Origin of the sequence: Exiguobacterium sp. BRG2 (assembly GCF_031844245.1) — a bacterium.
GTDB lineage: Bacteria > Bacillota > Bacilli > Exiguobacteriales > Exiguobacteriaceae > Exiguobacterium_A.
In genome coordinates this window covers 220,189-244,218 of record NZ_JAUZUW010000004.1, presented here as the reverse complement: position 1 = coordinate 244,218, position 24,030 = coordinate 220,189, and the positions used below count along the sequence as shown (strand labels likewise).

Sequence of the window (24,030 nt, the reverse complement as noted above, 5' to 3'; positions counted from 1 at the left end):
ACTGGTCTCGGCTGCCAAAGACAGCCGATCCGGGTCTTGTGTGTCTCTGATGAATCGTGCTTTTTTCTGTAAGAGTCGTGTGGAAGTCGGAAAGAACGAGAGGTCATATGAAACAATGAGTAAAAGATTCATACTTAAATCAAAACAGCATCTAAGTGGTGGTATTATCAAAATTGTCGTAGATACGGAAACAGGTGTAAATTACTTAATGACAAGTGGGATTGGCTTGAACGGAATGACACCGTTGTTAGACAAGGACGGTAAAGTCGTTATTGATAAGCCAATCGACTGAAAAAAGTGCAATTTTTTCTAGTATAAGTATCGCATCTACGAGGTCTCACTTATTCTGCTTTTCCTGAAGGAGTCTTCGTCTTGCACGTTCAACAACGAATCGTTCGACACGAAAAAACCGAAATGTTGAAGTAAATTCACTTCAGCATTTCGGTTTTTTCTGTTTCCTTGATGAATTCCGAGAAGTGGTAGGACTCCGTTGTTCACACGATTGCTACAGGAAAAAAGCGCGTGAACAAATCGTGAGGACAATCGTCACGATGCAATTGAATCAGATGAAGCCGACACGTCTTTGCGTGTGTTCCCGCGATAGACGAAGTAAAGCGCAGCAAGCATCGCAAGCAAACCAAGCAGACGTTTTCCGTCGAGCGGGACGACGACGCCACCGAACGCACCGATGTGGTCGATGACCATACCTGCTGCGAGTTGACCGATGACGGTCGCGATACTAGCTGCCGTGACACCAATCTGCGGAACGGCAAGAATCGTCAGGAATAGATAACTGACGCCGAACAGGACAGCACTTAGTTGCCAACGAGGTGCTTCAAGCAAAAGCAAGACGTTTCCTTGTCCGAAGAAGAGGATGGCTAAAGCGAGAATCAGCATCCCCGTGAAGAAGGTCAGAAACGTACTTTCAAGGGCACCAGCCTTTTGACTGAAGGCACCGTTGATGGACAACTGTGCGCTCAGCATGACGCCACCGAGTAATGTAAAACCAAGTAATAAAATATTCACGAGCGAACCTCCTTAAAAGATAAGAAATAGGGCGACGAGCATCAGAGCAGAAGCCATTAGCTTGTCGCGATTGATCGGACGTTTCGGACTACCAAGCCAACCGTTATGTTCGATGACCATACTAGCGACCATTTGACCGAGAATGACACTGATCATGGCGAGACCGACACCGACGAGCGGGATGCTGATGATCAGGATCGTCAAGTAGATGCTACCGAGTAGACCACCGAGCAAGGTCCATTTCGGTGCGCGGAATGTATAGCCGAGTGAACCCCTTCCGAAGAAGAGGACGATCAATCCGATGATGATCGTACCGGCGAAGAAATTATAAAAGCTACTTTCGAGTTTTCCGACGAAGTTCCCGAGCTCACCATAGATTGCTCCTTCGACACTTAAAGCGATACCCGCAAGTAACGCGAGTGCGTAATACACGATTTTCAACAGAATTCATCCTTTCACGAATCTAAATATCGAGAAATGTCGATATGTAAGGCGAGGAGAACGGATCAAAGTTCTCCTTTGAGGTACGCTGCAAGCTCCTGGATTTTTTCTTCATTTCGCCGGTAATACGTCCATTTGCCGTGACGTTCGGATTCGAGCAATCCGACTTTTTGCAACATCGTAAGATATTGGGAGACGGTCGATTGAGATAAGTTCGCCTTCTCTTGGATATCTCCGACGCAAATGCCTCCCTTGTCCGACAAATTCGTCGCGAGATGGGCCGTCGGCTTATTGAAATGAGTCTCGGGATCCTTGAGCCAGCGTAAGATATCAAGACGTACCTCGTTCGATAATGCCTTGAATAGATCCACTTGATTTGTCATACGCTTAAACTAATCGATGATTCTCGATATGTCAATTCAAGACACTTATGGTTGAACGAATGCATGCTTGAGAAGGCGATGTGTCACTTTAGTTGCTGTATACGGCTCAAAACCGAATCGTTCATAAAAGGTACTGGCATCGTCCGTATAGAGCCAGAGCTCGGAATACGTCAAAAGTGCTTCCGGGATGATTTTCTCAAGTAGTTGCGTACCAACACCGTGGTGTCGTATTTCTGGTAAGACATAGACATGACGAATCCGACCGACGTCGTTCGTGCCGGTTTGTTTCATATACCCCCCGCACGCGATGACGTGTCCGGAAAGAGATAAAGCGACGAACAATGCCTCACCATCCTCTTGGAACGTTTCATTTCGCCGTTCGCGTAGCATCCGTTCGATGAAGGGATAGCCTTCCTGTGTACTCTTTGATAAGATTGGTAACCAGTTGAAGGCATCAAAATCGTTGACCCGTTCGATTGTCATCTCCATCTGTCATTCCTCCTTCTTCTCTCTTGGATATTCCTTTTTCGGGAGCGGGAAAAACACGAATCGAGAATCAATTCGAGCTTTTTTTTAATAGAGACTGGATTTTTAAAAGCTGTTTTGCGTATAATGAGAAGTAATGGATTGAACGCAAATGAAAGGAAGTGGCCGTCACAATGAGCCTCAGCCGTTTAAGTAAAGAAGAGATTACTGATCTTTCGCTGATCGAATTCGTCAATGAAATGTTGCAAGAAGCTGGCGAACAGCCAATCACGTTCGATGACATCACGTCAGAAATCGAAAAGTACCATACGTTTACAGATGAAGAAGACAAGTTCGAGAAACTTGCTCAACTCTATACAGACATGAACATCGACGGAAACTTCGTCAACGTCGGAGCGAACCGTTGGTCACTCCGCGCTTGGTATCCGTTTGATAAGTCGGATGAGGATCTCGTCATCGAAGCGCGTCAACGTGGAGAACTCGATGAGTTTGAAGAAGAGTTCAACTATGATGCAGAAGAAGATGAGTTCGAGACGATCGAAGACGATCTCGATACATTCGCGAAGACAGCGGACTATGATTCAGCTGACGACAGCGAAGACGATGATACGTTCAAAAAAGTCGCAGCCATCGATGATCTCGATGACGATCTCGACGAAGAAGACTTAGAAGACTTCGAAGAAGAAGAGGAAGTCTAAGCACGATCAACTACAACTGTACAGCTGCTATTTCCCTATAGAAATGGCAGTTTTTTCGTTGACGGCTGACGAACGAGCGCGAAATTTTTTCTCTGAAAAATTAGGCTTGACGAAGTTTTCCGAATGACGTAAGTTAGTCATGGGCTTCTTTAAGCAACGTGCTTATTTCAGCAAAAGTGTCTCCTAATTATGGGGGCACTTTTGCTTTTTTGTTTTTACCACCTCTGTTTTGTTGAGATGTGAATTAGAGAAGGGAGCAATATTTAACATGACAAAGTATATTTTCGTAACAGGTGGCGTCGTATCGTCACTCGGTAAAGGGATCACCGCTGCATCGCTCGCTCGTCTCTTGAAAAACCGTGGTCTTAACGTCACGATCCAAAAATTTGACCCATACATCAACATCGACCCGGGTACAATGAGCCCTTACCAACACGGGGAAGTTTTCGTCACAGATGATGGCGCAGAGACGGACCTTGACCTTGGTCACTACGAGCGCTTCATCGACATCAACTTGAGCCAGAACGCGAACGTCACGTCTGGACGTATCTATTCGACGATCCTCAAGAAGGAACGCCGTGGCGACTACAACGGTGGAACGGTTCAAGTCATTCCGCACATCACGAACGAAATCAAAGACCGTGTCTTCCGTGCTGGAAAAGAAACGGGCGCAGACGTCGTCATCACGGAGATTGGTGGAACAGTAGGGGATATTGAGTCGCTTCCGTTCATCGAAGCTATTCGCCAAGTGAAAAACGATATCGGAAAAGAAAACGTCATGTACGTCCACTGTACGCTTGTTCCGTATCTTGCAGCAGCAGGTGAGCTCAAGACGAAACCGACACAACACAGTGTCAAAGAACTCCGTAGCTATGGTATCCAGCCAGACATCATCGTCTTACGTGCAGAGCACCCAGTCCCACAAGAGATGAAAGATAAAATCGCTCTCTTCTGTGACACACGTCCGGAAGCAGTCATCGAAGCACAAGATGCATCGACGCTCTACGAAGTACCGCTCAACTTGCAACGTCAAGGCATGGACCAACTCGTCTGTGACTACTTCAAGTTCGACACACCAGTTGCTGACATGACGGCTTGGAAACAACTCGTCCACACAGTGACGCACCTCGAGAAGACGACGAAGATTGCACTCGTCGGGAAATACGTCGAATTGCGTGATGCGTACATCTCAGTTGCAGAAGCACTGAAACACGCTGGATTCGCCTTCAACAGTGATATCGAAATCGACTGGATCAACGCAGAAGACGTGACGCGCGAAAACGTCAACGAATTGCTCGGTTCAGCAGACGGAATCCTCGTTCCGGGTGGATTTGGAGAACGCGGAATCGAAGGGAAAATCGAAGCGACACGTTTTGCACGTGAAAACAACGTACCGTTCTTCGGTATCTGTCTCGGTATGCAACTCGCGACAGTTGAATTCGCACGTAACGTCCTCAATCTTGAAGGCGCACACTCAGCGGAAATCGACCCAGCGACACCATACCCGATCATTGACTTGTTGCCGGAACAAAAAGACATCGAGGATCTCGGTGGTACACTCCGTCTCGGACTTTACCCATGTAAACTCGAAGATGGAACGAAAGCACGTGCCGCGTATTCAAGCGAGCTCGTCTACGAACGTCACCGTCACCGTTATGAGTTCGGTAACGAATTCCGTGAGCAGTTCGAAGCAAACGGCATGGTCTTCTCAGGTACGAGCCCAGACGGTCGTCTCGTTGAGATCATCGAGATTCCAGAACACAAATGGTTCGTCGCGTGTCAGTTCCACCCAGAATTGATCTCACGTCCAGAACGTCCACAAGCACTCTTCCATGACTTCATCCAAGCTTCACTTGGTGAATGAAAGGAAAGATAATCAAAGACGCGGTAACCTTCAGCATCATTGAAGGTCACCGCGTCTTTTTTTGATTGATTAAATTAAGAACTACATATTATAGAAGAAAAACGTCAATTCCACTCTTCTGTCATCTCTTGTAGTTGCGTCAAGATATGTGTCAAGAGGAACGCGCAAAGGGCAAGACTCGGCAGTCCGTGACGTGAACCGTCCTCTGCCGGAAGCAATCCTTTATTAAACTTCAATGCGAGCGGTGCAATCGAACGCTCGAGCGTTTCTGTCACGTCACTGAGTGTGACGATCGCATAAGGCGTATGCCATGCGTCATAGCGGGCAAGAGAAGCGAGAAGGTCGGAGCGTTCCGTATCTGGCGTAAAGATTAAGACGCGATCGACAGCGTGCAGTGTCTTTCGATCCTTGATTTTCGTAACCCGTTTCATCTGATCCGGACCTTCTGAGAGCATTGGATAGAGTCCTTCACATTCACCGTAAGCGTCGACATAGACCGTACCTTCCCCGACGAGCGCCTGTGCGAGCAGACGGACGACATCGAATAGTTCGTCTTCCTGTTTTGCGAGTGTTTGCAATTTTCCGTTGAATTGTGTAGCTAAGATTTTCATCAATTTTCTTCATCCTTTCTATGTTTCTCTCAAGGACAGTATAAAGTAAGTTTTGCTTTAGTGTAGAATGGAAATAACTAGAGGGGGAGTGGCAGAGATGAAAGGCAGATTGTTGATCGTCGAGGATGAGCCGGGAATCCGGAATTTGCTTGCACAGTTGTTCCGGGCAGAAGGGTATGAAACGGACGTCGCCGTCGATGGAGAGGAAGCGATCGTCTACTTACAAGGAGCGGCATATGATTTGCTGTTGATGGATGTCAACATGCCGGGGCGGACCGGGATCGAGGTTTTACGTCATCAGGACCGGATCGGACGACGTGTCCGGACGATTTTAATGACGGCACTCGGTGAAAAAGAAGCGATGGAAGAAGCGAAACGATTAGGGGTCGTCGCCTTCTTCGGGAAGCCATTTGACATCTTCGAATTAAAAAAAGAAGTGACTGTGCAAATTTCTCACGATGTAAGCGGTTAATCCTTCACGTCGCCGTCACAAACCAAAAAACCAAGCGAAATGCTGTACGTTCCGATGAATCAGTATGTTATAATCAGTCTGAAATTGCACGAGTTCGTGTAAGCAGCGATCAAAACAGAGGAGGATGTCATTATGCCATTAGTATCTATGACAGACATGTTAAACAAAGCTCTCGAAGGTAAGTATGCAGTAGGTCAATTCAACATCAACAACCTCGAGTGGACACAAGCGATTCTCGGTGCGGCTCAAGAAGAGCAGTCACCAGTTATCCTTGGAGTATCTGAAGGTGCAGCACGCCACATGGGCGGATTCTACACTGTCGTGAAAATGGTTGAAGGTCTCGTACACGACATGAAAATAACAGTTCCAGTCGCAATCCACCTCGACCACGGTTCGAGCGTTGAAAAATGTAAAGAAGCGATCGACGCTGGATTTACATCTGTCATGATCGATGATTCGCACAGCCCGATCGACACAAACATCGAAACAACAAAAGCAGTCGTTGAATACGCTCACGCTAAAGGCGTTTCAGTAGAAGCGGAAGTTGGTACAGTTGGTGGACAAGAAGACGACGTCATCGGTGATGTCATGTACGCGAAACTTGACGAGTGTGTACGCATCGTCAAAGAAACAGGAATCGACACGCTTGCGCCTGCACTCGGTTCTGTTCACGGACCATACAAAGGTGAACCAAACCTCGGATTCAAAGAGATGGAAGAAATCCGTGACGCTACAAACCTCCCACTCGTTCTTCACGGTGGAACTGGAATTCCGACACACGATATCGAAAAAGCGATCTCACTCGGAACTTCAAAAATCAACGTTAACACAGAGAACCAAATCTCATTCGCGAAAGTCGTTCGTGAAGTGTTAGCTGAGAAACCAGAAGCATATGACCCACGCGTATTCATCGCACCAGGTCGTGAAGCAATCAAACAAACTGTCATCGGTAAGATGCGTGAGTTCGGTTCAAGCAACAAAGCTTAATCGACTCCTCTTTAAAGTGCGGTAGACTTCGGTCTACCGTGCTTTTTTCATATCATATGAACGTGTATTCGATGGAAAATAGTAGGACTTCTCGTGAAAAAAACCTATAATAGAGTCGTAAGCGATTTCAAGGGATGAAAGGGGAACGAGAAAGATGAGATTTTTCATTGACACAGCAAACGTAGAGGACATCAAGAAAGCACATAAAATGGGGATTTTAGATGGTGTCACGACGAATCCATCGCTCGTCGCTAAGGAGGGCGTCGATTTCCATACAAGACTTCGTGAAATCTGTGAAATCGTCGGAGATGTCTCTGTCAGCGCTGAAGTCATCGCGCTTGATGCAGAAGGAATGATTCGCGAAGGGAAGGAACTTGCCCAGATCGCACCGAACATTACGGTTAAGGTTCCGATGACTCCGGCCGGACTCGAAGCGGTCGCAGCACTTTCAAAAGAGAAGATCACGACGAACGTCACATTGATCTTCAATCCGAACCAAGCATTACTCGCAGCCCGTGCTGGTGCGACATACGTATCACCATTCCTCGGTCGTCTAGATGACATCGGTCAAGATGGAATGGGGCTCGTCGAGACGATTGCTCAAATTTTCGTCGTACATGATATTCCGACACAAATCATTGCGGCATCGGTCCGGAATCCGGTTCACGTGACGAATGCTGCTCTTGCGGGCGCAGACATCGCGACGATTCCATTCTCGGTCATCGAGTCACTCACACACCACCCACTCACGACGCAAGGAATTGAAAAGTTCCTCGCGGACTGGGAAAAAACGCAGCAATAATCGTAGCGAAGAGAAAGGTTGATGGAACGTGGACATTTTGCATATCGTAGGGCAACAACGCCTAGAAGGAACCGTATCAATCAGTGGTTCGAAGCAAAGCGCCATTCCGTGTCTTGCTGCAGCTCTACTGACGGATCAGACGGTCGTTCTAGAAGGCGTGCCGGAAATTGGCGACGTCGCGACAATGATCGAGATTTTAGAGACGCTCGGCACGGTCGTGACACGTCAAGGCGATATGGTGACGATTGATCCAAGTCGGGTTGAATCGATGCCGTTAACTGGTGCGGAGACGCGCAAGTTACGCGGATCGATCTACCTCATGAGCGTTCTGGCGGCCAGATTCAAACAAGGAGTCGTCGGTCTGCCGGGGGGTTATGACATCGGACCACGACCGATTGATTTACACATCAAAGCACTGGAGCGTCTCGGTGTTTCCGTACGTAACGAGCAGGGCGTCCATTACATGCGCGTCGACCGTCTCGTCGGAAACCGAATCTATCTCGATCTTCCGTCATTCGGAGCGACGATCAGTGCTTTACTCGTCGCTGTCTTCGCTGAAGGAACGACTGTCATCGAAAACGCTGCCTATGATCCAGAAGTCATCGACGTCAGTACGATGCTGACGAACATGGGAGCAAATGTCAAAGGGGCAGGAACGGATGAGATTCGAATCAAAGGTGTCTCACGCCTGAGTGGTTGCCGGCATACCTTGATTCCAGACCGGATGGAAGCAGGAACGTTTTTGACGATGGGCGCGGCACTTGGGCGCGTCACCGTCGATAACGTCATTCCGCTCCATCTCGAGAGCGTTATCCAAAAACTCGAGCGGTATGGTGCGTTGATCGAAGTAACAGATGATTCCGTCACGGCGACATTTCATGAGGCGAAGCCGGTCGATATTCGTGTCTTCCACTACGGTGGATTCCCAAGCGATCTACAACCTGTCATCTCGGCAGCGTTGTTGCAAGCGAAAGGAGCGAGTATCGTTGTCGATAAGTTGTACCCGCAACGTTTCCGACATGTACAGGAGTTGCGGCGCTTAAACGCCCGAATCACGCATGAAGACGCTTCGATCATCATTCGTGGTGGCGAATCCTTACTCGGTACGGAAATCGAGGCACCAGATCCACGCGGTGGCGCAGCACTTGTCTTGGCGGGACTTCTCGCTTCAGGGGAGACGACATTGCACCACGCGGAAGTGCTTGACCAGAGTTACGAACGATTTGATCAGAAGTTGAAGGAACTAGGCGCCCTCGTATGGCGTGAAACGATTTGACCGATTTGTAACAAGGGAGAGGGGACATACACATGGAGAGAAGTCTATCAATGGAACTTGTACGCGTCACGGAGGCGGCAGCACTTGCCTCTGCACGCTGGATGGGAAAAGGATTGAAGAATGAAGCGGATGATGCGGCAACAAGCGCGATGCGTGATGTCTTCGATACGATTCCGATGAAAGGAACCGTCGTCATCGGGGAAGGCGAGATGGATGAAGCACCGATGCTTTACATTGGAGAAAAGCTAGGAAATGGGTATGGACCACGACTTGACGTCGCTGTCGATCCGCTCGAAGGAACGAATATCGTCGCAAAAGGAACATGGGGCGCACTTGCTGTCCTCGCTGTTGCAGATGCGGGAGATTTACTCCATGCACCGGACATGTACATGGATAAGATTGCAGTTGGTCCGGAAGCAGCAGGACACATCAGTCTGGATGCGACGATTGAAGAAAACATCGCAGCAGTCGCAAAAGCGAAGAACAAGGAAATCGAAGACGTCGTCGTCTCGATCCTTGATCGCGAACGTCATGAAGAAATCATTCAACGGATTCGGGCAACAGGGGCACGGATTCGCTTGATTGGTGACGGTGACGTTGCTGGTGCGATCAATACGGCGTTCCCGCATACAGGGATTGATATCTTGCTTGGTTCAGGTGGCGCACCGGAAGGCGTTCTTGCTGCCGTTGCCTTAAAGTGTCTCGGTGGAGAGCTCCAAGGGCGCTTGTTACCAGCAGACGATGCCGAGATTGAACGTTGTAAGAAGATGGGCATCGAAGATCCATCGAAGATTCTCATGATGGACGATCTCGTCGCAGGAGACGACTGTATCTTTGCTGCGACAGGGGTCACGGACAGTGAGTTGATGAAAGGTGTCCAGTTCACGGCACAAGGCGGTCAGACACACTCTGTCGTCATGCGTGCGAAATCAGGAACGGTTCGTTTCGTTGAAGGCATTCACTCGTTTAAGAAAAAACCGAAGCTTGTCATTAAGTAAAAGAGAAGGACTCATACGTGAGGACTTGATCGATAAAAAAAGAGGCTGACTCAAAAAAAGAATGACGCGTCTTTTCACGCCCTTTCCTCAGGCGAGACACAAGCCAGTTTTCCTGCTTCATTCAAGCAGGAAATCGGGTCTTGTTTGTCTCTGACAGCGCATAATGCGCTTTTTCCTGTAGGAGTGGCGCGAAACGCGTCATTCTTTTTGTTAAAAGATAAGGGTGGCAGATCATCATTCTGCCACCCTTATCTTTGTAGAGACTGACTTTTGAGTCAGCTCCTTTTTGCTATGTTTCTAGGAATCAAGACGTTCATCCTCAATTCCTAGAGGAAAAGGAAATGTGCTAACGTTTCCGTCAGGATAAGGTAAGGCCCGGCATCTCGCAAATTTATGCGGAATGCTGCGGCTTAGACCCCACCTGAGGAAAGTGAAGATATAAACGTTTGCCGCTTCGTTAATTCGTATGGGAAGATTGCAGCACCTCCGAATCGCTCGACATGAAACTTCGTTTTGAAGAGCATTGCCTCACGTTTGACGAGCAGGACGTGATCTCCTGATCGTGCATGAAGATAAGCGAATTCACGACTAAGACCTCTTGAAGCACCTATGATGAAGACATGTATCCTATTTCCTTCTTATGAATTGAATAAGATGAAAAAAAGCGATCGAGCCAATGCTCAACCGCTTTGAGATGATGAATTATAGGTAAGATCCGGCGCCGACAAGGCGTGAACCCCAGTACCCTGATTTGAAGCTTGAGTATTTAACGCCACCTGTTTCTGAGTTAACCATGCTTGACTTGCTTGTTGCGATCCCGACGTGTTGAATGCCGCTACCATGTGAGAAGAAGACAAGATCTCCTGGTTGTACGCTTGAAACGCGGACTTTCTTAGAAGAAGAATATTGTGAAGAAGACGTACGTGGCAATGTTTTACCAGCCGCTTTCTTGTAAACGTAGCTTGTGAAACCAGAGCAGTCGAATCCACGAGTCGTTGTTCCGCCCCATACGTATGGTGTACCTTTATGTTTTGCTGCTTCGTTCAGGATTTTCGTCCGTTTAGAAGATGTGCTTGTTGATTTTTTAGCGCTTGAAGATGATTTGTATGTCTTTGTGTATTGTGAGAAGACATAACGTGTTTTACCGCCGTATGAGATTTTTGTCCAGCTGCCTGATTTGCCTTTGTATGTAAAGACTTGACCAGCGTTGACTTTCCCGACGATGCTTGCTTTCGTAGAAGGAGCTGTCCGAACACGAAGACCGTTGTCCGTGATCTTGACTTTCGTGACTGTTGCTGCTTCAACTTTACCTGTACCCACTGATGTAAAACCTGAAACCACTAAGGCTGCTGTCGCGATCGATGCTAGAAAACGTTTCATGTTAAGAATTCCTCCGTTTTAATGTAGTGTGTTGCGTCCGTAAGTTATATGATGAAATCATTAAGTGTGTAATTAAGCAGTGAACCTTACAACTGTGTAAGAATTTTGTCTGCAGGAATATCTTAGCATGTGCGCCCTTAAAAACGTTTTTTCAGTTAGAAGACAAAATAGATGCTTTTGTAACATAACTGAAATAATATCCTTGAATATTACAAAGTAAGAAACGCAAAGGATTGTTGACGACGAATTTAAAAAAATATGATACCTTTAGTTCACGAAAGAAATTACATACCTCCTGATGTATGTATGGAAGTATGCTGAATGCAGTTGAATTTATAAAGAATAGGTGAAAAACATGCCAACAACTGATAAAAAAGATAAACCTGAACGTTCCTATACTTTGGCTCAATTGAGCCAGCTGACATTAAAAGAATTATATGAAATCGCAAAGACGAAGAATGTCCCGCAATATCGGGAAGCCCGTAAGCGTGAGTTGATGTTCAAGATTCTAAAAGCACAGGCGGAATCAACAGGTCTTTATTTCCTCGAAGGGGTACTTGAAGTCATCCCTGGTAATCCACAAATGCAAAACGATGGTGGCTTCGGCTTCCTTCGCCCTATCAATTATTCCCAATCCTCTGAAGATATCTATATCGCCGCTTCTCAAATCCGACGCTTCAATCTACGTAATGGTGATGTCGTCACAGGTAAAGTACGCCCACCGAAGGAAAACGAACGTTTCCAAGGGTTACTTAGTGTGGAAGCCGTCAACGGCGAAGCACCGGATACAGCGCGTAACCGTTTGTTCTTCCCGGCGCTGACACCGATCTATCCGGATCGTTTAATGCGTCTTGAGACAGAGCCGCGTCATTTATCGGTTCGTGTCATGGATATGATTGCACCAGTTGGGTTTGGACAACGCGGTTTGATCGTCGCACCACCAAAAGCAGGGAAGACGTCACTCCTCAAAGAAATCGCGAACTCGATTCAAGAGAATCATCCGGATGTCGAGCTGATCATTCTATTGATCGATGAGCGACCAGAGGAAGTAACTGACATCGAGCGTTCAGTTCCGGGAGCAGACGTCGTCAGTTCAACGTTCGACGAAACACCGGACAACCATGTGCGGATTTCTGAACTTGTCCTTGAACGGGCGATGCGACTTGTCGAACATAAAAAAGATGTCGTCATCTTGATGGATTCGATCACGCGTTTGACTCGTGCGTATAACTTAACAGTGCCGCAAAGCGGACGGACGCTTTCAGGGGGGATTGACCCAGCAGCGTTCCACAAACCAAAACGGTTCTTTGGTGCGGCGCGAAACATCGAACATGGTGGCAGTTTGACGATTCTTGCGACGGCACTCGTCGAGACGGGATCCCGCATGGATGACGTCATCTATGAGGAATTCAAAGGAACAGGAAACATGGAGCTACATCTCGATCGTAAGCTGTCGGAACGCCGAATATTCCCGGCAATCGACATTCGCAAATCAGGTACGCGGAAGGAAGAACTCTTGCTTCCGAAAGAGCAACTCGATGCGCTCTGGACGATTCGTCGGACGATGAACGAGTCGAACGAGTTCGTCGATACGTTCCTGCGTAAGATTCGCGACACGAAAAATAATGAAGAATTTTTTGCTGAACTTGAGAAAGAAAAGAAGAAGACGGTCCGACGTGCACCTGCTAAACCGCGTACCGTCAAGAAGGAAGCAACGACGGAAAAATAACTATTGCGACGCGTAAAAAAATCGTTTAGTATAGGAAGGTAACTTACTCTGGCTCAGCAAATGGACCAGGGCGGAAGGAGAGAAATCAACCATGAAACAAGGAATTCACCCTAACTACAACAAAGTAGTATTTATGGATTCAACGACTGAGTACAAATTCTTAAGCGGTTCTACTCGTTCTTCGAACGAAACGATCACTTGGGAAGATGGTAACGAGTACCCACTCATCCGTGTGGATGTGTCTTCAGACTCGCACCCATTCTATACAGGTCGTCAAAAGTTCAACGCGGCAGATGGTCGTGTCGATCGCTTCAACAAAAAATACGGCCGCAAGTAATTACTTGCCGGTTCTTAAAAAGCAGCCTGCCTCCATTACGGAAGCAGGCTGTTTTTGTATAGGCTGAATTGCGAACGGTACGTAAGGTACGTCTTTAAGACGAACGAGAAAGCAATCCCGCCGACAATCCCGATCAAGTACGGCATGGCTTCTGGATGTGCCAAGATGTAGTCGACGACTTTGTGGAACGAGATATGACGACCAACAAAGTAGCCGGCGCCCAAGAACACACTGACCCAAATCAAAGCACCTGTATACGCGTAACTCGCAAAAATGCGAAACGGCATTTTTGAAACACCTGCAAAAAAGGCAGAGAGTTGGCGAAGACCAGGTATGTAGTAACCGATGATCAAGACCGATTTGCCGTAACGACGAAATCCGGCTTCAGCGGAGAGAATGTGTTTTTCTGAGATGCGCATCTTTGGTCCGACGCGATGCAACAGGGGCATGCCGAGTTTTAAGCCCAGCACGTAGCTAATCGTCATTCCGATGCAACTGCCAGCGTAAGCGGCAAGAATCGTACCGAACAGCGGTAGATTGCCTTGATGCATCCAAAAACCGGACAGGACGAGCAAGGTCTCATCAGGAACCGGCAATCCCACGATACCACCTGCGAGAAGGACGGAAAGACCAAGGGCGCCATATTGGTGCAGAATGTCATGTAAGAGATGATGAATCGGGGACACCTTCTTTCGCGAGAATCTTCTTCTTTAGTGTACAGGAAATGGATGAAGGTTGGAATGAAAGGACAAAAATTCTAGGTAAAGAAAAAATGAATTTTGATTTCCGGAAGTCAACCCTTTTTCTCAATACCGTTTCGAGCTATACTCGTTAAAGTGACTATTTTTAGAGGACGGTGTCGGACGATGATGCATGTAATAAATCAGTACGGCTGGATCGAAGTAATTTGTGGTAGTATGTTTTCCGGGAAATCGGAAGAGTTGATTCGTCGTGTCAGACGGGCACAGTACGGCAAACTGCCCGTTCAAGTATTCAAGCCGGCAATCGACGACCGGTACCATGAAGAGCATGTCGTCTCTCACATCGGAAATTCCGTCGTGGCGATTCCAATGGCGACGAGTCGTGATCTCTATGCAGCAGTAGCGGAAGAAACACAAATTGTCGGAATTGATGAAGTTCAATTCTTTGATGATGAGATCGTTCAAGTCATCGAAGCACTTGCGCAAGACGGAAAACGCGTCATTTGTGCAGGACTCGATCAGGATTTCCGGGCAGAGCCATTTGGCAAGATGCCGGAATTACTGGCGCGCGCAGAATTTGTGACGAAACTTCAGGCGATCTGTCTCTCATGTGGCGATCCGGCTTCCCGGACACAACGTTTGATTGATGGAAAACCAGCGAACTATGATGATCCGATCATTTTAGTCGGCGCTTCAGAATCGTATGAGCCACGGTGCCGCCACTGCCATGAAGTGCCAGGAAAGCCGAAGCCGCTCCAAACGATGCAACACCAAAAAGGATAAACAAAAAAGACGAACCGATGATGGTCGTCCTTTGATGTAACAGCTGTTCGCTTCTAAGTGAAGACGAATAGCTGTTTTTTTTATCCCGTTTCCTGTGAGAAACGACTCGAGCGTTCGATGAAACGAATCGTCTCACGCACGATCAAATCCTGATCATGATCGAGGGTCGCGACGTGGTACGAGTTGAGGAGACAGTAGATTCGTTTATCATTCGTCCCGATGTGCTGGTGCAGATAATCCGAGCTCGACGGCGGAACGACGTGATCGGTCGCCGAGTAGAGAATCAATGTCGGCAGGAGAATGGATCCGAGGCGTCCTTTTGTCTCATCCATCAAGCGGACGAGTTCGAACGCACAACGGCTCGGAACGAGGTCATAAATGATTTCGAAGGCTGCTCGCTTAATGTCCGGTGCCCCTTCCGGTAAGTACTGTGGACCGTCCTCGAACGAAAGTGCTTCATAGGATGGAACGGAGAGTGCGGCATTGATCGTAATGATGCCGGCAAACGGAATGCCGTCAGCAGCGAGCGACAACGCAAGCGTCGCACCCATCGATTGACCGATGACGAAGACTTGATCGCATGTTTCTTGTAAACGTTCATAGCCGTCTTGCAGGCTTTGCTTCCAACATCGAGCAGTCGATTGTTCAAACTCGCGGACGTTCGTTCCATGTCCACGTAAGCGCGGGGCATAGACGGTAAAACCTTCGGCAGCAAATGCCTCACCGACGTCCCGGACACTCTGCGGAGTGGCGTTAAAACCATGACAGATTAGAATGCCGATCGGTCCACCTTGAAGATAAAATGCTTCAGCACCAGTCAATACAGGATAGTTCATCATTACTATTTTTCCTCCATTCATGAAAAAAACTCGTCGACGTCACTGCTTGGACGCCCACGAGTTTTTCACCGTATCATCCAAAGCCGCGCTTTGCTGGTCGGAGCACCTTACAGATTGCAGGTTGCCGTGAAGTCATAGAGCCAGGTCTCTCGTTCACTCTTGATAAATATCATATTGGAATTGTCGGATTAATCATTGAAACGATGGTAGCACGACCGAAAATGACTTGTCAAATCGTTCTTGACGAATCATGATCCGTTCAGTAAGCTAACTCATAACTTGTTCATCCATCGATATGCGCCAAATGGATTATTTTTGAAAAGTTGGTTGACTTTTAAAGGTTCGACCCGTAATGTAAAAATTAGTTTTACGACATAAGCAACAACACAACAACACACATACGAATTTCATACCGCAATACTTATCCAGAGAGGTGGAGGGACTGGCCCTACGAAACCTCGGCAACAGACTCATTATGAGCACTGTGCCAATTCCATCAGACAGATGTCTGAGAGATGAGTGGAGTGGATTCTGCCACTGTGCGGATCCAGGTCTCTTCTTGTTTCTCAAGAAGGGGCCTTTTTTGTTGAATGAAGGGGGAAAACGGAATGATTGCATTTCATCAAGTCAAAAAAACGTACGTCACGAAAGATCAGACGATTGCAGCGCTCGACGGTGTCGACCTGACGATCGAAAAAGGTGAAATCTTTGGGGTCATCGGTTTTAGCGGTGCCGGAAAAAGTTCACTGCTCCGCTGCGTCAATCTGTTAGAACGACCGACGTCAGGAACGGTGACGGTCGATGGGGAAGATTTAACGCAACTGTCTCCGAAAAAGTTACGCCAAGCAAAACAACGGATCGGGATGATCTTTCAGCACTTCAATCTGTTGAATGCGAACACGGTCTTTACGAATGTCGCGAAACCACTCGTTCTCGCAGGCGTCAAGAAAGACGAAATTCGCCGCCGGGTGACGGAGTTACTCGAATTCGTCGATCTCGCGGACAAAGCAGATCATTATCCGGATCAATTGTCGGGTGGGCAGAAACAGCGCGTTGGTATCGCCCGGGCACTAGCGACGCAACCTTCCGTCCTTTTATGTGACGAAGCGACGTCAGCACTTGATCCCCAAACGACACATCATATTCTTCAGTTATTAAAACGGATCAATGCCGAGTACGGGATCACGATTCTCTTGATCACCCACGAGATGGGCGTCATCCGGGAGATTTGCGACCGGGTCGCCGTCATTGAAGCTGGAAAGTTGATCGAGTCAGGAACGGTCTTTGATGTCTTTTCAAACCCGCAGACTGAGACAGCGAAAAATTTCGTTCGCTCCGTCATGCATGACGAGATTCCAGCGTCGATTCGTCAGTTGATCGAGTCCCGGAATGCGAATCCAATCTATAAGATTCACTTCCTTGGACATCACACCGGACAACCACTCTTATCGCAAGTCGCAAAACGCTTCGACGTCGATGTCAATATCCTGCACGGTAGCATCACGGAGTTGCAGGATACGCCGTTCGGCACATTACTCGTTGAACTGATCGGTGAGACGACAGAAGTGAAACGAGCGTTACACTACATCGATCAGGCGCAGGTAACCGTTGAGGAGGTGCTCGCTGATGCTAGTTAACTACAGTGATATCTGGACAGCATTCTTGCAGACGATGACGATGGTATCCGTTTCGCTCTTGTTCTCGACCTTGATCGGCTTACCACTCGGTATCCTGCTTGTCGTCACGCGAAAAGGAGCGTTACTTGAAAATGTTCCGTTGTTCACGTTCTTCAACAGTATCGTCAATATTTTCCGCTCGATTCCGTTCATCATCTTACTTGTTGCGATCATCCCGTTGACGCGCTTGATCGTTCAGACATCGATCGGAACAGAAGCCGCCATCGTTCCGCTCGTCTTTTATGCCGCCCCGTATATGGCACGGCTGATCGAGAGTTCCTTACTTGAAGTCGACAAAGGTGTCCTTGAGGCAGCAGAAGCGATGGGCGCGACACCGTTCCAAACGATTTTCCGCTTCCTTCTGCCGGAAGCACTCGGTTCACTAATCCTTAACTTAACGATCGCGACGGTCGGCTTGATCGGGGCGTCGGCGATGGCAGGTGCCATTGGTGGTGGTGGACTGGGTGACTTAGCAATTACGTACGGCTATCAACGGTTCGACACGAAAGTCATGATCATCACGGTCGGGATTCTCGTCATCTTAGTCCAAGGCTTACAGACGACAGGCAACATCGTCGCACGAAAAATCAGAAGACATTAATCAAGGGAGCGATTCAGCCATGAAAAAAGCAGTAGCAATTGGAGCAACACTCACGACGATTTTATTTGCCGGGTGCGCAGCATCAGGAGAAGACGAAAAGACGATCAAGCTCGGTGTCAGCGGTTCAGACACACAAGTTTGGGATTATGTCGCGAAAAAAGCAGAGAAGGAAGGCATCAAAATCGAACTCGTCAAGTTCTCCGATTATGTCCAGCCGAACATGGCACTGGCTGAGGGTGAGATCGACGCCAATGCCTTCCAGACGATTTCCTACTTCAACGCTTTCAAGAAAGAACATAACTTGAAGCTGTCGCCGATTGCGACGACTGTCATCGCACCGATGGGGATTTACTCGGATAAATACAAGGACGTCAAAGACATTCCAACTGGCGGAAAAATCGCTGTTCCGAACGAAGCGACGAACATGGGACGCGCCCTCTTGTTACTGCAAGAAGCCGGTCTGATCAAGTTACCGGACGACTTTGATGGTAACGGTTCAGTCGATAAGATCGTCGAGAATCCGAAGAAGCTGAAAATCGTTCCGATCGTCGCCGGGCAAACGCCACGCGTCTTACCGGACGTCGCGGCGTCAATCATCAACAATGGCATCGCCGTTGACGCTGGCTTCAACCCGATCAAGGACTCAATCGTTCATGAGAACGAGACAGCAAAACCATACATCAACATCATCGCAACACGAACAGAAGACAAGAACAAAAAAGAACTGAAAAAAATCGCATCGCTGTATCAACAAAAAGATGTCGCGGCCTTCATCAAAAAAGAATACAAAGGCAGTACGATCCCGACGTTCGTTCCACTGAGCGATATCGGCGAATAATTTCAAAAGGAGAGTGGACAGTATGACGACACCAGTACGCACGACATGGGTAGAGACGATTGAACAGGACATCGAACAAAAACGAGAATCGTATCTTGAGACAAGTCACCGAATTCATGCAACGCCGGAAATCGGTAACGAGGAATTCTTTGCTTCGCGACTACATGCAGAGCGTCTAACGGCGGAAGGTTTTACGGTAGAACTCGGTGTCGCGGGGCACGATACCGCGTTCTTCGCGAAGAAGTCGAGCGACCGACCAGGCGCGACGATTGCCTTTCTTGCTGAGTATGATGCGTTGCCAGGCATCGGTCACGCGTGCGGTCATAATATCATCGGCACGACGAGCGTCGCAGCGGCGATCGCGCTCAGTAAAGTGCTCGATGAAGTCGGCGGGAGTGTCGTTGTCCTTGGAACACCAGCCGAGGAAGGTGGACCGAACGGTAGTGCGAAAGGCAGTTTCGTCAAACATCAGTTACTGGAAGGGATCGATGCGGCCTTGATGGTCCATCCGTCGGGACAAACGCGGATCACGGGATCCTCGCTTGCGGTTGATCCGCTCGATTTTGCCTTTACGGGTCGTCCGGCGCACGCAGCGGCGTCACCGGAAGAAGGCATCAACGCCCTCGACGCTGTCATTCAACTCTTCAACGGAATCAATGCTTTACGTCAGCAGTTACCAGACGATGTCCGGATCCACGGGATCATCACGCATGGTGGCGATGCGCCGAACATCATTCCGGAATACGCAAAAGCACGTTTCTTCATCCGGGCGACGACACGGGAACGACTGAATGCCGTCACGGAAAAAGTCAAAGCCGTTGCCCAAGGCGCGGCACTCGCGACCGGGGCGACGCTTGACGTCATCGCGTTCCAAAATGAAGTCGACAATCTCGTCTTCAACCGGACGTTTGATCGTCTCTTCCAAGAAGAAGCAGAGGCGCTTGGGCAAATCGTGCACCTCGACGAACGACCGGGGCTTGGATCGACGGACGCGGGTAACATCAGTCAAGTCATCCCGACAATCCATCCGTATATCAAGATTGGTCCGGACGATCTCGTCGCCCATACAGAAGCATTCAAAGAAGCAGCCCGTTCGGAAGAGGGGGATGAAGCGTTGATCGCAGGCGCTAAAATCCTCGCACGGACAGCGCTTCGCGTCCTCGCTGATGAACGGACGCGCGGGGCGATCGCTCAAGAATTCCACGACCGGAAGAACGGGTATTTGTAACCGGAACACAATGACTGGACGCACTGATATCAGGTGCTCCAGTCGTTTTTAGTATCCAGTCGATCACGAATTGGGGAGGGGTAACAGAAGTGGAACGAAATCATAAAAGAGCCAAGACCGAAACATTTGCGCTTTGTTTTCTTGAAAAAGATATGCTAGGCTAAAATTGTATAACTCAATAATCCAGTTCTTCGGGGTAGGGTGAAAATCCCAACCGGCGGTGATGCGATCAATCGATTGACGAGCCCGCGACCCGTGATGTACGCATCATGGCTGACTTGGTGAGATTCCAGGGCCGACGGTAAAGTCCGGATGGGAGAAGAACGAAACGACGCGATTCAAGCTGTTTTCTGAAAAAATGTTTTCAGGAGATGGTCTCTTTCTGCATGCGAAAAAGCAGAAGGCGAACCGTGTATTTCGTGAACCCTTCTATACAGACGCCCCTTTTTCAAGGGGCGTCTTTTTTATTTGAAAGGAGTGAACGCGATGTCACAGATGATGAGTTATGCCATGCAATTAGCACAAATGTTACACGGACAAACAAGTCCGAATCCAAGTGTCGGCTGTGTCATCGTCAAACAAGGACGCATCATCGGTTTTGGTGCGCACCGGTTTGCCGGTGGGCCGCACGCAGAAGTCGAAGCCTTACGGATGGCAGGAGAAGCCGCCCATGGTGCCGATCTCTACGTGACGCTCGAGCCATGCAATCATCACGGCAAGACGCCACCATGCACGGAAGCGATTCTACAAGCAGGAATCAAACGAGTTTTCGTCGCAACAGAAGACAAACATGTAATCGTCGCTGGTTCCGGAATTAAACGGCTACAGGACGCGGGAATCGAAGTCGAGGTCGGCTTGTTACGGCATGAGGCAGAAGCCCTTTACACGGCATTCTGGAAGACGATCGAACGAAAACGCCCGACCGTGACCGTCAAAATCGCTCAGACGATGAACGGGATCGCGGCGACAGGTGAACAGCGCTGGATCACGTCAGAAGAAGCACGCGCGAACGGTCGCGCCCTGCGTGGTCGCCACGATGCCATCCTCGTCGGAAGTGAGACGGTGCTCGTCGATGATCCGGCACTGACGTTATGCGCGTCGTCAGGCATCGAGCCGATTCGAGTAATCGTCGATCGCCGTGGTCGGGTGCCAGAGACCGCGCAAGTCTTTTGCGATGGAAAAAATCCAACGTACTGGCTGACGAGTGTTCCTCGGATAAGTCATGATCAGGTGACGGTCCTCGTTGGTGAATATGAGACGCCGGAAGCGATTTTGAAACGCTTATACGAACAAGACATCCGTAGTGTCTTGATTGAAGGTGGACCGACGATTCAAGCCGCTTTTCTTGAGGCAGATCTCGTCGATCGGATTGAAGTCTACCAAGCCCCGTCGATTTTTGAAGGGACTGCCTGGAACGGACGACATGATATCGAAGAACGTTTTCAAATCGATCAGATTGAAATGGTCGGACCGGATCTCCATCTGACGTACATCCGAAAGGAGGAGACGATATGTTCACCGGATTGATTGAAGAAGTCGGGACCTTAAAACGAAAGATTCCGCGACCGAATGGATTAGCACTTGAAATCGAAGCGCACCGGGTGCTCGAAGGAACAAAGATTGGTGACAGCATCGCCGTCGACGGGATTTGTTTGACGGTCACGTCAATGAGCCCAACCGGTTTTACGGCGGATGCCGTCCATGACACGATCCGTTCGACAGCACTCGGCACGTACCGGGTCGGAAACCCGCTGCAACTCGAACGGGCGATGCCGGCAGATGGTCGGTTCGGCGGACATTTCGTCAGTGGGCACATCGACGGGACGGCACGACTAATCAGTCGGCGACCGGACGGAGAAGCGATGGTGTACACGTTTGATGTCGGATCGTGGCAAAAGTATTGCATTCCAAAAGGATCAATCGCGATCAACGGCACGAGCCTGACCTTGCAACGCGTCACCTCGGAAACGATCTCGATTTCATTGATTCCGCATTCCCGTCAAGTGACGACGTTTGATCGATTGGCAAGCGGCGCAGTCGTCAACATCGAGTGTGACATGATGGCGAAACATCTCTATCATTTCACGCAACATGAGAAACAGACGGACTGGGCAGCATTCTTAGGAGGCGACATGTAATGAACGGATTCGACTTGATTGAAGACGCGATAGAAGATTTAAAGAACGGACGACCGATCATCGTCTGTGATGATGAGGATCGTGAGAATGAGGGCGATCTCGTCATGCTCGCAGAACACGCGACACCGGAAAATATCAACTTCATGATTACGTATGGAAAAGGGCTCGTCTGTGTTCCGGTTAGTCCACATGTGGCAGAACGATTACATCTTTCGCCGATGACGGACAATAATACGGACCCGCACGGTACGGCGTTCACGCTCAGCATCGATCATGAAGAGGCAAAGACCGGCATCAGTGCCGAAGAGCGTTCACTGACGATCCAGCGGATGCGGACGGATGGACCGGAGCGCTTCAAACGACCGGGTCACATCTTCCCGTTGATCGCAAAAGAGGGCGGTGTTCGGGAACGACGCGGACATACGGAAGCAGGTGTTGACCTTGCGCGTCTTGCCGGTAGCGATGAGATTGCCGTCATTTGTGAAATCATCAAGGAAGATGGCACGATGGCACGGGTGGATGATTTGCTTCTCTATAAGGAAGAACACGACTTAAAACTGATCACGATCGAGGCACTCGTCGCGTATCTCGAGCGTCCATTGACGCGGGAAGCGGAAGTGTTGCTTCCGACGACATTCGGAGCTTTCCGGATGGTCGGCTATACGACGCAAGATAAGAAAGAACATGTCGCCGTCTTATCCGGTGAAGCGCACGATGGGATGCTCGTCCGTCTGCACTCGGAATGTCTGACGGGCGACGTCTTTGGTTCGAAACGTTGCGATTGTGGTCCACAACTCGATGCGGCACTTGAGCGGATCGAACGAGAAGGTGGAGCCGTCTTGTATCTACGTCAGGAAGGACGCGGCATCGGTCTGATGGCGAAGTTGAAAGCGTACGAGTTGCAGGAACAAGGACTCGATACAGTCGAAGCGAACCATGCACTCGGTTATCCGACAGACATGCGTGATTATACGGTCGCGGCCAACATGTTGCGTGATCTTGGCGTGACGAAGATTCGCTTGATGACGAACAATCCAGACAAACAACGGGTGCTCGAGCAAGAGGGGATTGAAGTCATCGAACGTGTTCCCCATCAAGTACCCATTGAACCGGAAAATCAGCGTTATCTGAAAACAAAACAAACGAAACTCGGGCACTGGCTCGATATCCAAGGAGGACACACATCATGATTTACGAAGGTTTCTTAACAGGAGAAGGACTACGCGTCGCAATCGTCGCAGCACGTTTTAATGAATTGATCACATCAAAACTCGTCGGAGGAGCAAACGACGCGTTCCGTCGTCACGGTGTTGCGGCGGATGCTGTGGATACAGCATGGGTTCCTGGAGCATTTGAAATTCCACTCGTTGCGGAAAAGTTAGCGAAAAGCGGTAAGTATGATGCGGTCATCACACTGGGAGCCGTCATCCGCGGAGCAACATCACATTATGACTATGTCTGTAACGAAGTCGCGAAAGGCGTCGCGAGTGCGTCGCGTGATACAGGCGTACCCATCATCTTCGGTGTCCTGACGACGGATTCGATCGAGCAAGCGGTCGAACGTGCCGGTACGAAAGCTGGAAATAAAGGCTACGAAGCTGCCGTTTCCGCGATTGAGATGGCGAATCTTTTACGCACGATCTAACGAAATAAGGATAGGGTGACGGAAGTTTCCGTCATCCTATTTTTTTGTGGACATTTTGCAGGTGATAAATCAAATTTCAAAAAAAGAATAG

The 24,030-nt window shown here is 48.9% G+C and carries 27 protein-coding genes and 3 riboswitches; of the genes, 19 read left to right on the top strand and 8 right to left on the bottom strand.

What is annotated here, in order from left to right; genetic code table 11:
* The first annotated feature begins 49 nt into the window (after window positions 1–49).
* The gene (locus Q9R23_RS07830) at window positions 50–292 is read left to right on the top strand and encodes a DUF6440 family protein (RefSeq protein ID WP_311246773.1); all 243 of its coding nucleotides are present in this window, start codon (window positions 50–52) and stop codon (window positions 290–292) included.
* A gap of 254 nt (window positions 293–546) precedes the next feature.
* Here the strand turns inward: Q9R23_RS07830 and Q9R23_RS07825 are convergent, their stop codons facing one another.
* From Q9R23_RS07825 to Q9R23_RS07810, 4 genes are all read right to left on the bottom strand, one after another.
* Window positions 547–1,026, bottom strand: coding sequence for a DMT family transporter (locus tag Q9R23_RS07825; RefSeq protein WP_311246772.1), 480 nt, complete (start codon window positions 1,024–1,026; stop codon window positions 547–549).
* A gap of 12 nt (window positions 1,027–1,038) precedes the next feature.
* Complete coding sequence (locus tag Q9R23_RS07820) at window positions 1,039–1,467, bottom strand: DMT family transporter (protein WP_035410744.1); 429 nt, start codon at window positions 1,465–1,467, stop codon at window positions 1,039–1,041.
* Between the two features lie 65 nt (window positions 1,468–1,532).
* Window positions 1,533–1,850, bottom strand: a complete 318-nt coding sequence (locus tag Q9R23_RS07815) for an ArsR/SmtB family transcription factor (RefSeq protein WP_035410742.1) — start codon at window positions 1,848–1,850, stop codon at window positions 1,533–1,535.
* A 45-nt stretch (window positions 1,851–1,895) separates the two neighbouring features.
* Window positions 1,896–2,339, bottom strand: coding sequence for a GNAT family N-acetyltransferase (locus Q9R23_RS07810; protein WP_056064132.1), 444 nt, complete (start codon window positions 2,337–2,339; stop codon window positions 1,896–1,898).
* A 170-nt stretch (window positions 2,340–2,509) separates the two neighbouring features.
* Between Q9R23_RS07810 and rpoE the strand changes: the two genes are divergently transcribed.
* Both rpoE and Q9R23_RS07800 read left to right on the top strand, forming a co-directional pair.
* Complete coding sequence (gene rpoE, locus Q9R23_RS07805) at window positions 2,510–3,034, top strand: DNA-directed RNA polymerase subunit delta (RefSeq protein WP_023469562.1); 525 nt, start codon at window positions 2,510–2,512, stop codon at window positions 3,032–3,034.
* Window positions 3,035–3,302: 268 nt separating this feature from the next.
* The gene (locus Q9R23_RS07800; RefSeq protein ID WP_047394418.1) at window positions 3,303–4,898 is read left to right on the top strand and encodes a CTP synthase; all 1,596 of its coding nucleotides are present in this window, start codon (window positions 3,303–3,305) and stop codon (window positions 4,896–4,898) included.
* Between the two features lie 104 nt (window positions 4,899–5,002).
* Here Q9R23_RS07800 and Q9R23_RS07795 read toward each other — a convergent pair whose 3' ends face one another.
* The gene (locus Q9R23_RS07795) at window positions 5,003–5,509 is read right to left on the bottom strand and encodes a DUF2529 family protein (protein ID WP_251137775.1); all 507 of its coding nucleotides are present in this window, start codon (window positions 5,507–5,509) and stop codon (window positions 5,003–5,005) included.
* Between the two features lie 97 nt (window positions 5,510–5,606).
* On the opposite strand from Q9R23_RS07795, the gene Q9R23_RS07790 reads away from it, so the two are divergent.
* From Q9R23_RS07790 to glpX, 5 genes are all read left to right on the top strand, one after another.
* The gene (locus Q9R23_RS07790) at window positions 5,607–5,981 is read left to right on the top strand and encodes a response regulator (protein ID WP_214852070.1); all 375 of its coding nucleotides are present in this window, start codon (window positions 5,607–5,609) and stop codon (window positions 5,979–5,981) included.
* 132 nt (window positions 5,982–6,113) lie between these two features.
* Entirely contained in the window at window positions 6,114–6,968 is an 855-nt protein-coding gene (gene fba, locus Q9R23_RS07785) for a class II fructose-1,6-bisphosphate aldolase (protein ID WP_058704156.1), read from the top strand.
* A 154-nt stretch (window positions 6,969–7,122) separates the two neighbouring features.
* Window positions 7,123–7,770, top strand: a complete 648-nt coding sequence (gene fsa, locus Q9R23_RS07780) for a fructose-6-phosphate aldolase (RefSeq protein ID WP_023469552.1) — start codon at window positions 7,123–7,125, stop codon at window positions 7,768–7,770.
* A 28-nt stretch (window positions 7,771–7,798) separates the two neighbouring features.
* Window positions 7,799–9,046 carry a UDP-N-acetylglucosamine 1-carboxyvinyltransferase gene (gene murA, locus Q9R23_RS07775; protein ID WP_214852073.1) on the top strand — a complete coding sequence of 416 codons (1,248 nt, stop codon included), beginning with the start codon at window positions 7,799–7,801 and terminating at the stop codon, window positions 9,044–9,046.
* Between the two features lie 32 nt (window positions 9,047–9,078).
* Window positions 9,079–10,044, top strand: a complete 966-nt coding sequence (glpX, locus tag Q9R23_RS07770; RefSeq protein WP_035410722.1) for a class II fructose-bisphosphatase — start codon at window positions 9,079–9,081, stop codon at window positions 10,042–10,044.
* Between the two features lie 702 nt (window positions 10,045–10,746).
* On the opposite strand, the gene Q9R23_RS07765 is transcribed toward glpX, so the two are convergent.
* Entirely contained in the window at window positions 10,747–11,424 is a 678-nt protein-coding gene (locus tag Q9R23_RS07765; RefSeq protein ID WP_214728403.1) for a C40 family peptidase, read from the bottom strand.
* A 355-nt stretch (window positions 11,425–11,779) separates the two neighbouring features.
* Between Q9R23_RS07765 and rho the strand changes: the two genes are divergently transcribed.
* Window positions 11,780–13,153 carry a transcription termination factor Rho gene (rho, locus tag Q9R23_RS07760; RefSeq protein WP_056064138.1) on the top strand — a complete coding sequence of 458 codons (1,374 nt, stop codon included), beginning with the start codon at window positions 11,780–11,782 and terminating at the stop codon, window positions 13,151–13,153.
* Window positions 13,154–13,244: 91 nt separating this feature from the next.
* Window positions 13,245–13,490: a type B 50S ribosomal protein L31 gene (locus Q9R23_RS07755; protein ID WP_023469546.1), complete on the top strand. Its 246-nt coding sequence runs from the start codon at window positions 13,245–13,247 to the stop codon at window positions 13,488–13,490.
* A 35-nt stretch (window positions 13,491–13,525) separates the two neighbouring features.
* Here the strand turns inward: Q9R23_RS07755 and Q9R23_RS07750 are convergent, their stop codons facing one another.
* Window positions 13,526–14,176 carry a DedA family protein gene (locus Q9R23_RS07750; RefSeq protein WP_311246771.1) on the bottom strand — a complete coding sequence of 217 codons (651 nt, stop codon included), beginning with the start codon at window positions 14,174–14,176 and terminating at the stop codon, window positions 13,526–13,528.
* 183 nt (window positions 14,177–14,359) lie between these two features.
* Here Q9R23_RS07750 and Q9R23_RS07745 point away from each other — a divergent pair, with 183 nt between their 5' ends.
* Window positions 14,360–14,974: a thymidine kinase gene (locus Q9R23_RS07745; protein WP_035410895.1), complete on the top strand. Its 615-nt coding sequence runs from the start codon at window positions 14,360–14,362 to the stop codon at window positions 14,972–14,974.
* Window positions 14,975–15,054: 80 nt separating this feature from the next.
* On the opposite strand, the gene Q9R23_RS07740 is transcribed toward Q9R23_RS07745, so the two are convergent.
* Window positions 15,055–15,813 carry an alpha/beta hydrolase gene (locus Q9R23_RS07740; RefSeq protein WP_251137616.1) on the bottom strand — a complete coding sequence of 253 codons (759 nt, stop codon included), beginning with the start codon at window positions 15,811–15,813 and terminating at the stop codon, window positions 15,055–15,057.
* 67 nt (window positions 15,814–15,880) lie between these two features.
* A riboswitch (SAM riboswitch) is annotated at window positions 15,881–15,982 on the bottom strand.
* Between the two features lie 249 nt (window positions 15,983–16,231).
* Window positions 16,232–16,335, top strand: a riboswitch (SAM riboswitch).
* An 86-nt stretch (window positions 16,336–16,421) separates the two neighbouring features.
* Between Q9R23_RS07740 and Q9R23_RS07735 the strand changes: the two genes are divergently transcribed.
* The 8 genes from Q9R23_RS07735 to ribH all read left to right on the top strand — a co-directional run bounded on the left by Q9R23_RS07735 (window position 16,422) and on the right by ribH (window position 23,939).
* On the top strand, window positions 16,422–17,450 hold the full coding sequence (locus tag Q9R23_RS07735) for a methionine ABC transporter ATP-binding protein (protein ID WP_214728401.1): 1,029 nt from the start codon (window positions 16,422–16,424) through the stop codon (window positions 17,448–17,450).
* Window positions 17,440–18,090: a methionine ABC transporter permease gene (locus Q9R23_RS07730; RefSeq protein WP_023469541.1), complete on the top strand. Its 651-nt coding sequence runs from the start codon at window positions 17,440–17,442 to the stop codon at window positions 18,088–18,090. The genes Q9R23_RS07735 and Q9R23_RS07730 overlap by 11 nt, the downstream gene beginning before the upstream one ends.
* A gap of 19 nt (window positions 18,091–18,109) precedes the next feature.
* A complete protein-coding gene (locus Q9R23_RS07725; RefSeq protein ID WP_029342773.1) occupies window positions 18,110–18,928 on the top strand; it encodes a MetQ/NlpA family ABC transporter substrate-binding protein in 819 nt (272 codons plus the stop codon).
* A 22-nt stretch (window positions 18,929–18,950) separates the two neighbouring features.
* A complete protein-coding gene (locus Q9R23_RS07720; RefSeq protein ID WP_311246770.1) occupies window positions 18,951–20,156 on the top strand; it encodes a M20 family metallopeptidase in 1,206 nt (401 codons plus the stop codon).
* Between the two features lie 183 nt (window positions 20,157–20,339).
* A riboswitch (FMN riboswitch) is annotated at window positions 20,340–20,484 on the top strand.
* A 158-nt stretch (window positions 20,485–20,642) separates the two neighbouring features.
* Window positions 20,643–21,683 (top strand): bifunctional diaminohydroxyphosphoribosylaminopyrimidine deaminase/5-amino-6-(5-phosphoribosylamino)uracil reductase RibD, encoded by a 1,041-nt coding sequence (ribD, locus tag Q9R23_RS07715; RefSeq protein ID WP_311246769.1) that lies wholly within the window; start codon window positions 20,643–20,645, stop codon window positions 21,681–21,683.
* Entirely contained in the window at window positions 21,668–22,294 is a 627-nt protein-coding gene (gene ribE / locus Q9R23_RS07710) for a riboflavin synthase (RefSeq protein WP_056064153.1), read from the top strand. Before ribD ends, ribE begins: the two co-directional genes overlap by 16 nt.
* A complete protein-coding gene (gene ribA / locus Q9R23_RS07705) occupies window positions 22,294–23,484 on the top strand; it encodes a GTP cyclohydrolase II (RefSeq protein ID WP_311246768.1) in 1,191 nt (396 codons plus the stop codon). The genes ribE and ribA overlap by 1 nt, the downstream gene beginning before the upstream one ends.
* Window positions 23,481–23,939 (top strand): 6,7-dimethyl-8-ribityllumazine synthase, encoded by a 459-nt coding sequence (gene ribH, locus Q9R23_RS07700; protein WP_035395821.1) that lies wholly within the window; start codon window positions 23,481–23,483, stop codon window positions 23,937–23,939. The genes ribA and ribH overlap by 4 nt, the downstream gene beginning before the upstream one ends.
* Window positions 23,940–24,030 lie beyond the last annotated feature (91 nt).

What these genes read in the sequence shown, in the direction of transcription:
- Q9R23_RS07830 (WP_311246773.1), top strand. Translation starts at nt 50, where the DNA reads ATGAATCGTGCTTTTTTCTGTAAGAGTCGTGTGGAAGTCGGAAAGAAC.
- Q9R23_RS07815 (WP_035410742.1), bottom strand. Translation starts at nt 1,850, where the DNA reads ATGACAAATCAAGTGGATCTATTCAAGGCATTATCGAACGAGGTACGT.
- Q9R23_RS07810 (WP_056064132.1), bottom strand. Translation starts at nt 2,339, where the DNA reads ATGGAGATGACAATCGAACGGGTCAACGATTTTGATGCCTTCAACTGG.
- rpoE (WP_023469562.1), top strand. Translation starts at nt 2,510, where the DNA reads ATGAGCCTCAGCCGTTTAAGTAAAGAAGAGATTACTGATCTTTCGCTG.
- Q9R23_RS07800 (WP_047394418.1), top strand. Translation starts at nt 3,303, where the DNA reads ATGACAAAGTATATTTTCGTAACAGGTGGCGTCGTATCGTCACTCGGT.
- Q9R23_RS07795 (WP_251137775.1), bottom strand. Translation starts at nt 5,509, where the DNA reads ATGAAAATCTTAGCTACACAATTCAACGGAAAATTGCAAACACTCGCA.
- Q9R23_RS07790 (WP_214852070.1), top strand. Translation starts at nt 5,607, where the DNA reads ATGAAAGGCAGATTGTTGATCGTCGAGGATGAGCCGGGAATCCGGAAT.
- fba (WP_058704156.1), top strand. Translation starts at nt 6,114, where the DNA reads ATGCCATTAGTATCTATGACAGACATGTTAAACAAAGCTCTCGAAGGT.
- fsa (WP_023469552.1), top strand. Translation starts at nt 7,123, where the DNA reads ATGAGATTTTTCATTGACACAGCAAACGTAGAGGACATCAAGAAAGCA.
- glpX (WP_035410722.1), top strand. Translation starts at nt 9,079, where the DNA reads ATGGAGAGAAGTCTATCAATGGAACTTGTACGCGTCACGGAGGCGGCA.
- Q9R23_RS07765 (WP_214728403.1), bottom strand. Translation starts at nt 11,424, where the DNA reads ATGAAACGTTTTCTAGCATCGATCGCGACAGCAGCCTTAGTGGTTTCA.
- rho (WP_056064138.1), top strand. Translation starts at nt 11,780, where the DNA reads ATGCCAACAACTGATAAAAAAGATAAACCTGAACGTTCCTATACTTTG.
- Q9R23_RS07755 (WP_023469546.1), top strand. Translation starts at nt 13,245, where the DNA reads ATGAAACAAGGAATTCACCCTAACTACAACAAAGTAGTATTTATGGAT.
- Q9R23_RS07745 (WP_035410895.1), top strand. Translation starts at nt 14,360, where the DNA reads ATGCATGTAATAAATCAGTACGGCTGGATCGAAGTAATTTGTGGTAGT.
- Q9R23_RS07740 (WP_251137616.1), bottom strand. Translation starts at nt 15,813, where the DNA reads ATGATGAACTATCCTGTATTGACTGGTGCTGAAGCATTTTATCTTCAA.
- Q9R23_RS07735 (WP_214728401.1), top strand. Translation starts at nt 16,422, where the DNA reads ATGATTGCATTTCATCAAGTCAAAAAAACGTACGTCACGAAAGATCAG.
- Q9R23_RS07730 (WP_023469541.1), top strand. Translation starts at nt 17,440, where the DNA reads ATGCTAGTTAACTACAGTGATATCTGGACAGCATTCTTGCAGACGATG.
- Q9R23_RS07725 (WP_029342773.1), top strand. Translation starts at nt 18,110, where the DNA reads ATGAAAAAAGCAGTAGCAATTGGAGCAACACTCACGACGATTTTATTT.
- Q9R23_RS07720 (WP_311246770.1), top strand. Translation starts at nt 18,951, where the DNA reads ATGACGACACCAGTACGCACGACATGGGTAGAGACGATTGAACAGGAC.
- ribD (WP_311246769.1), top strand. Translation starts at nt 20,643, where the DNA reads ATGTCACAGATGATGAGTTATGCCATGCAATTAGCACAAATGTTACAC.
- ribE (WP_056064153.1), top strand. Translation starts at nt 21,668, where the DNA reads ATGTTCACCGGATTGATTGAAGAAGTCGGGACCTTAAAACGAAAGATT.
- ribA (WP_311246768.1), top strand. Translation starts at nt 22,294, where the DNA reads ATGAACGGATTCGACTTGATTGAAGACGCGATAGAAGATTTAAAGAAC.
- ribH (WP_035395821.1), top strand. Translation starts at nt 23,481, where the DNA reads ATGATTTACGAAGGTTTCTTAACAGGAGAAGGACTACGCGTCGCAATC.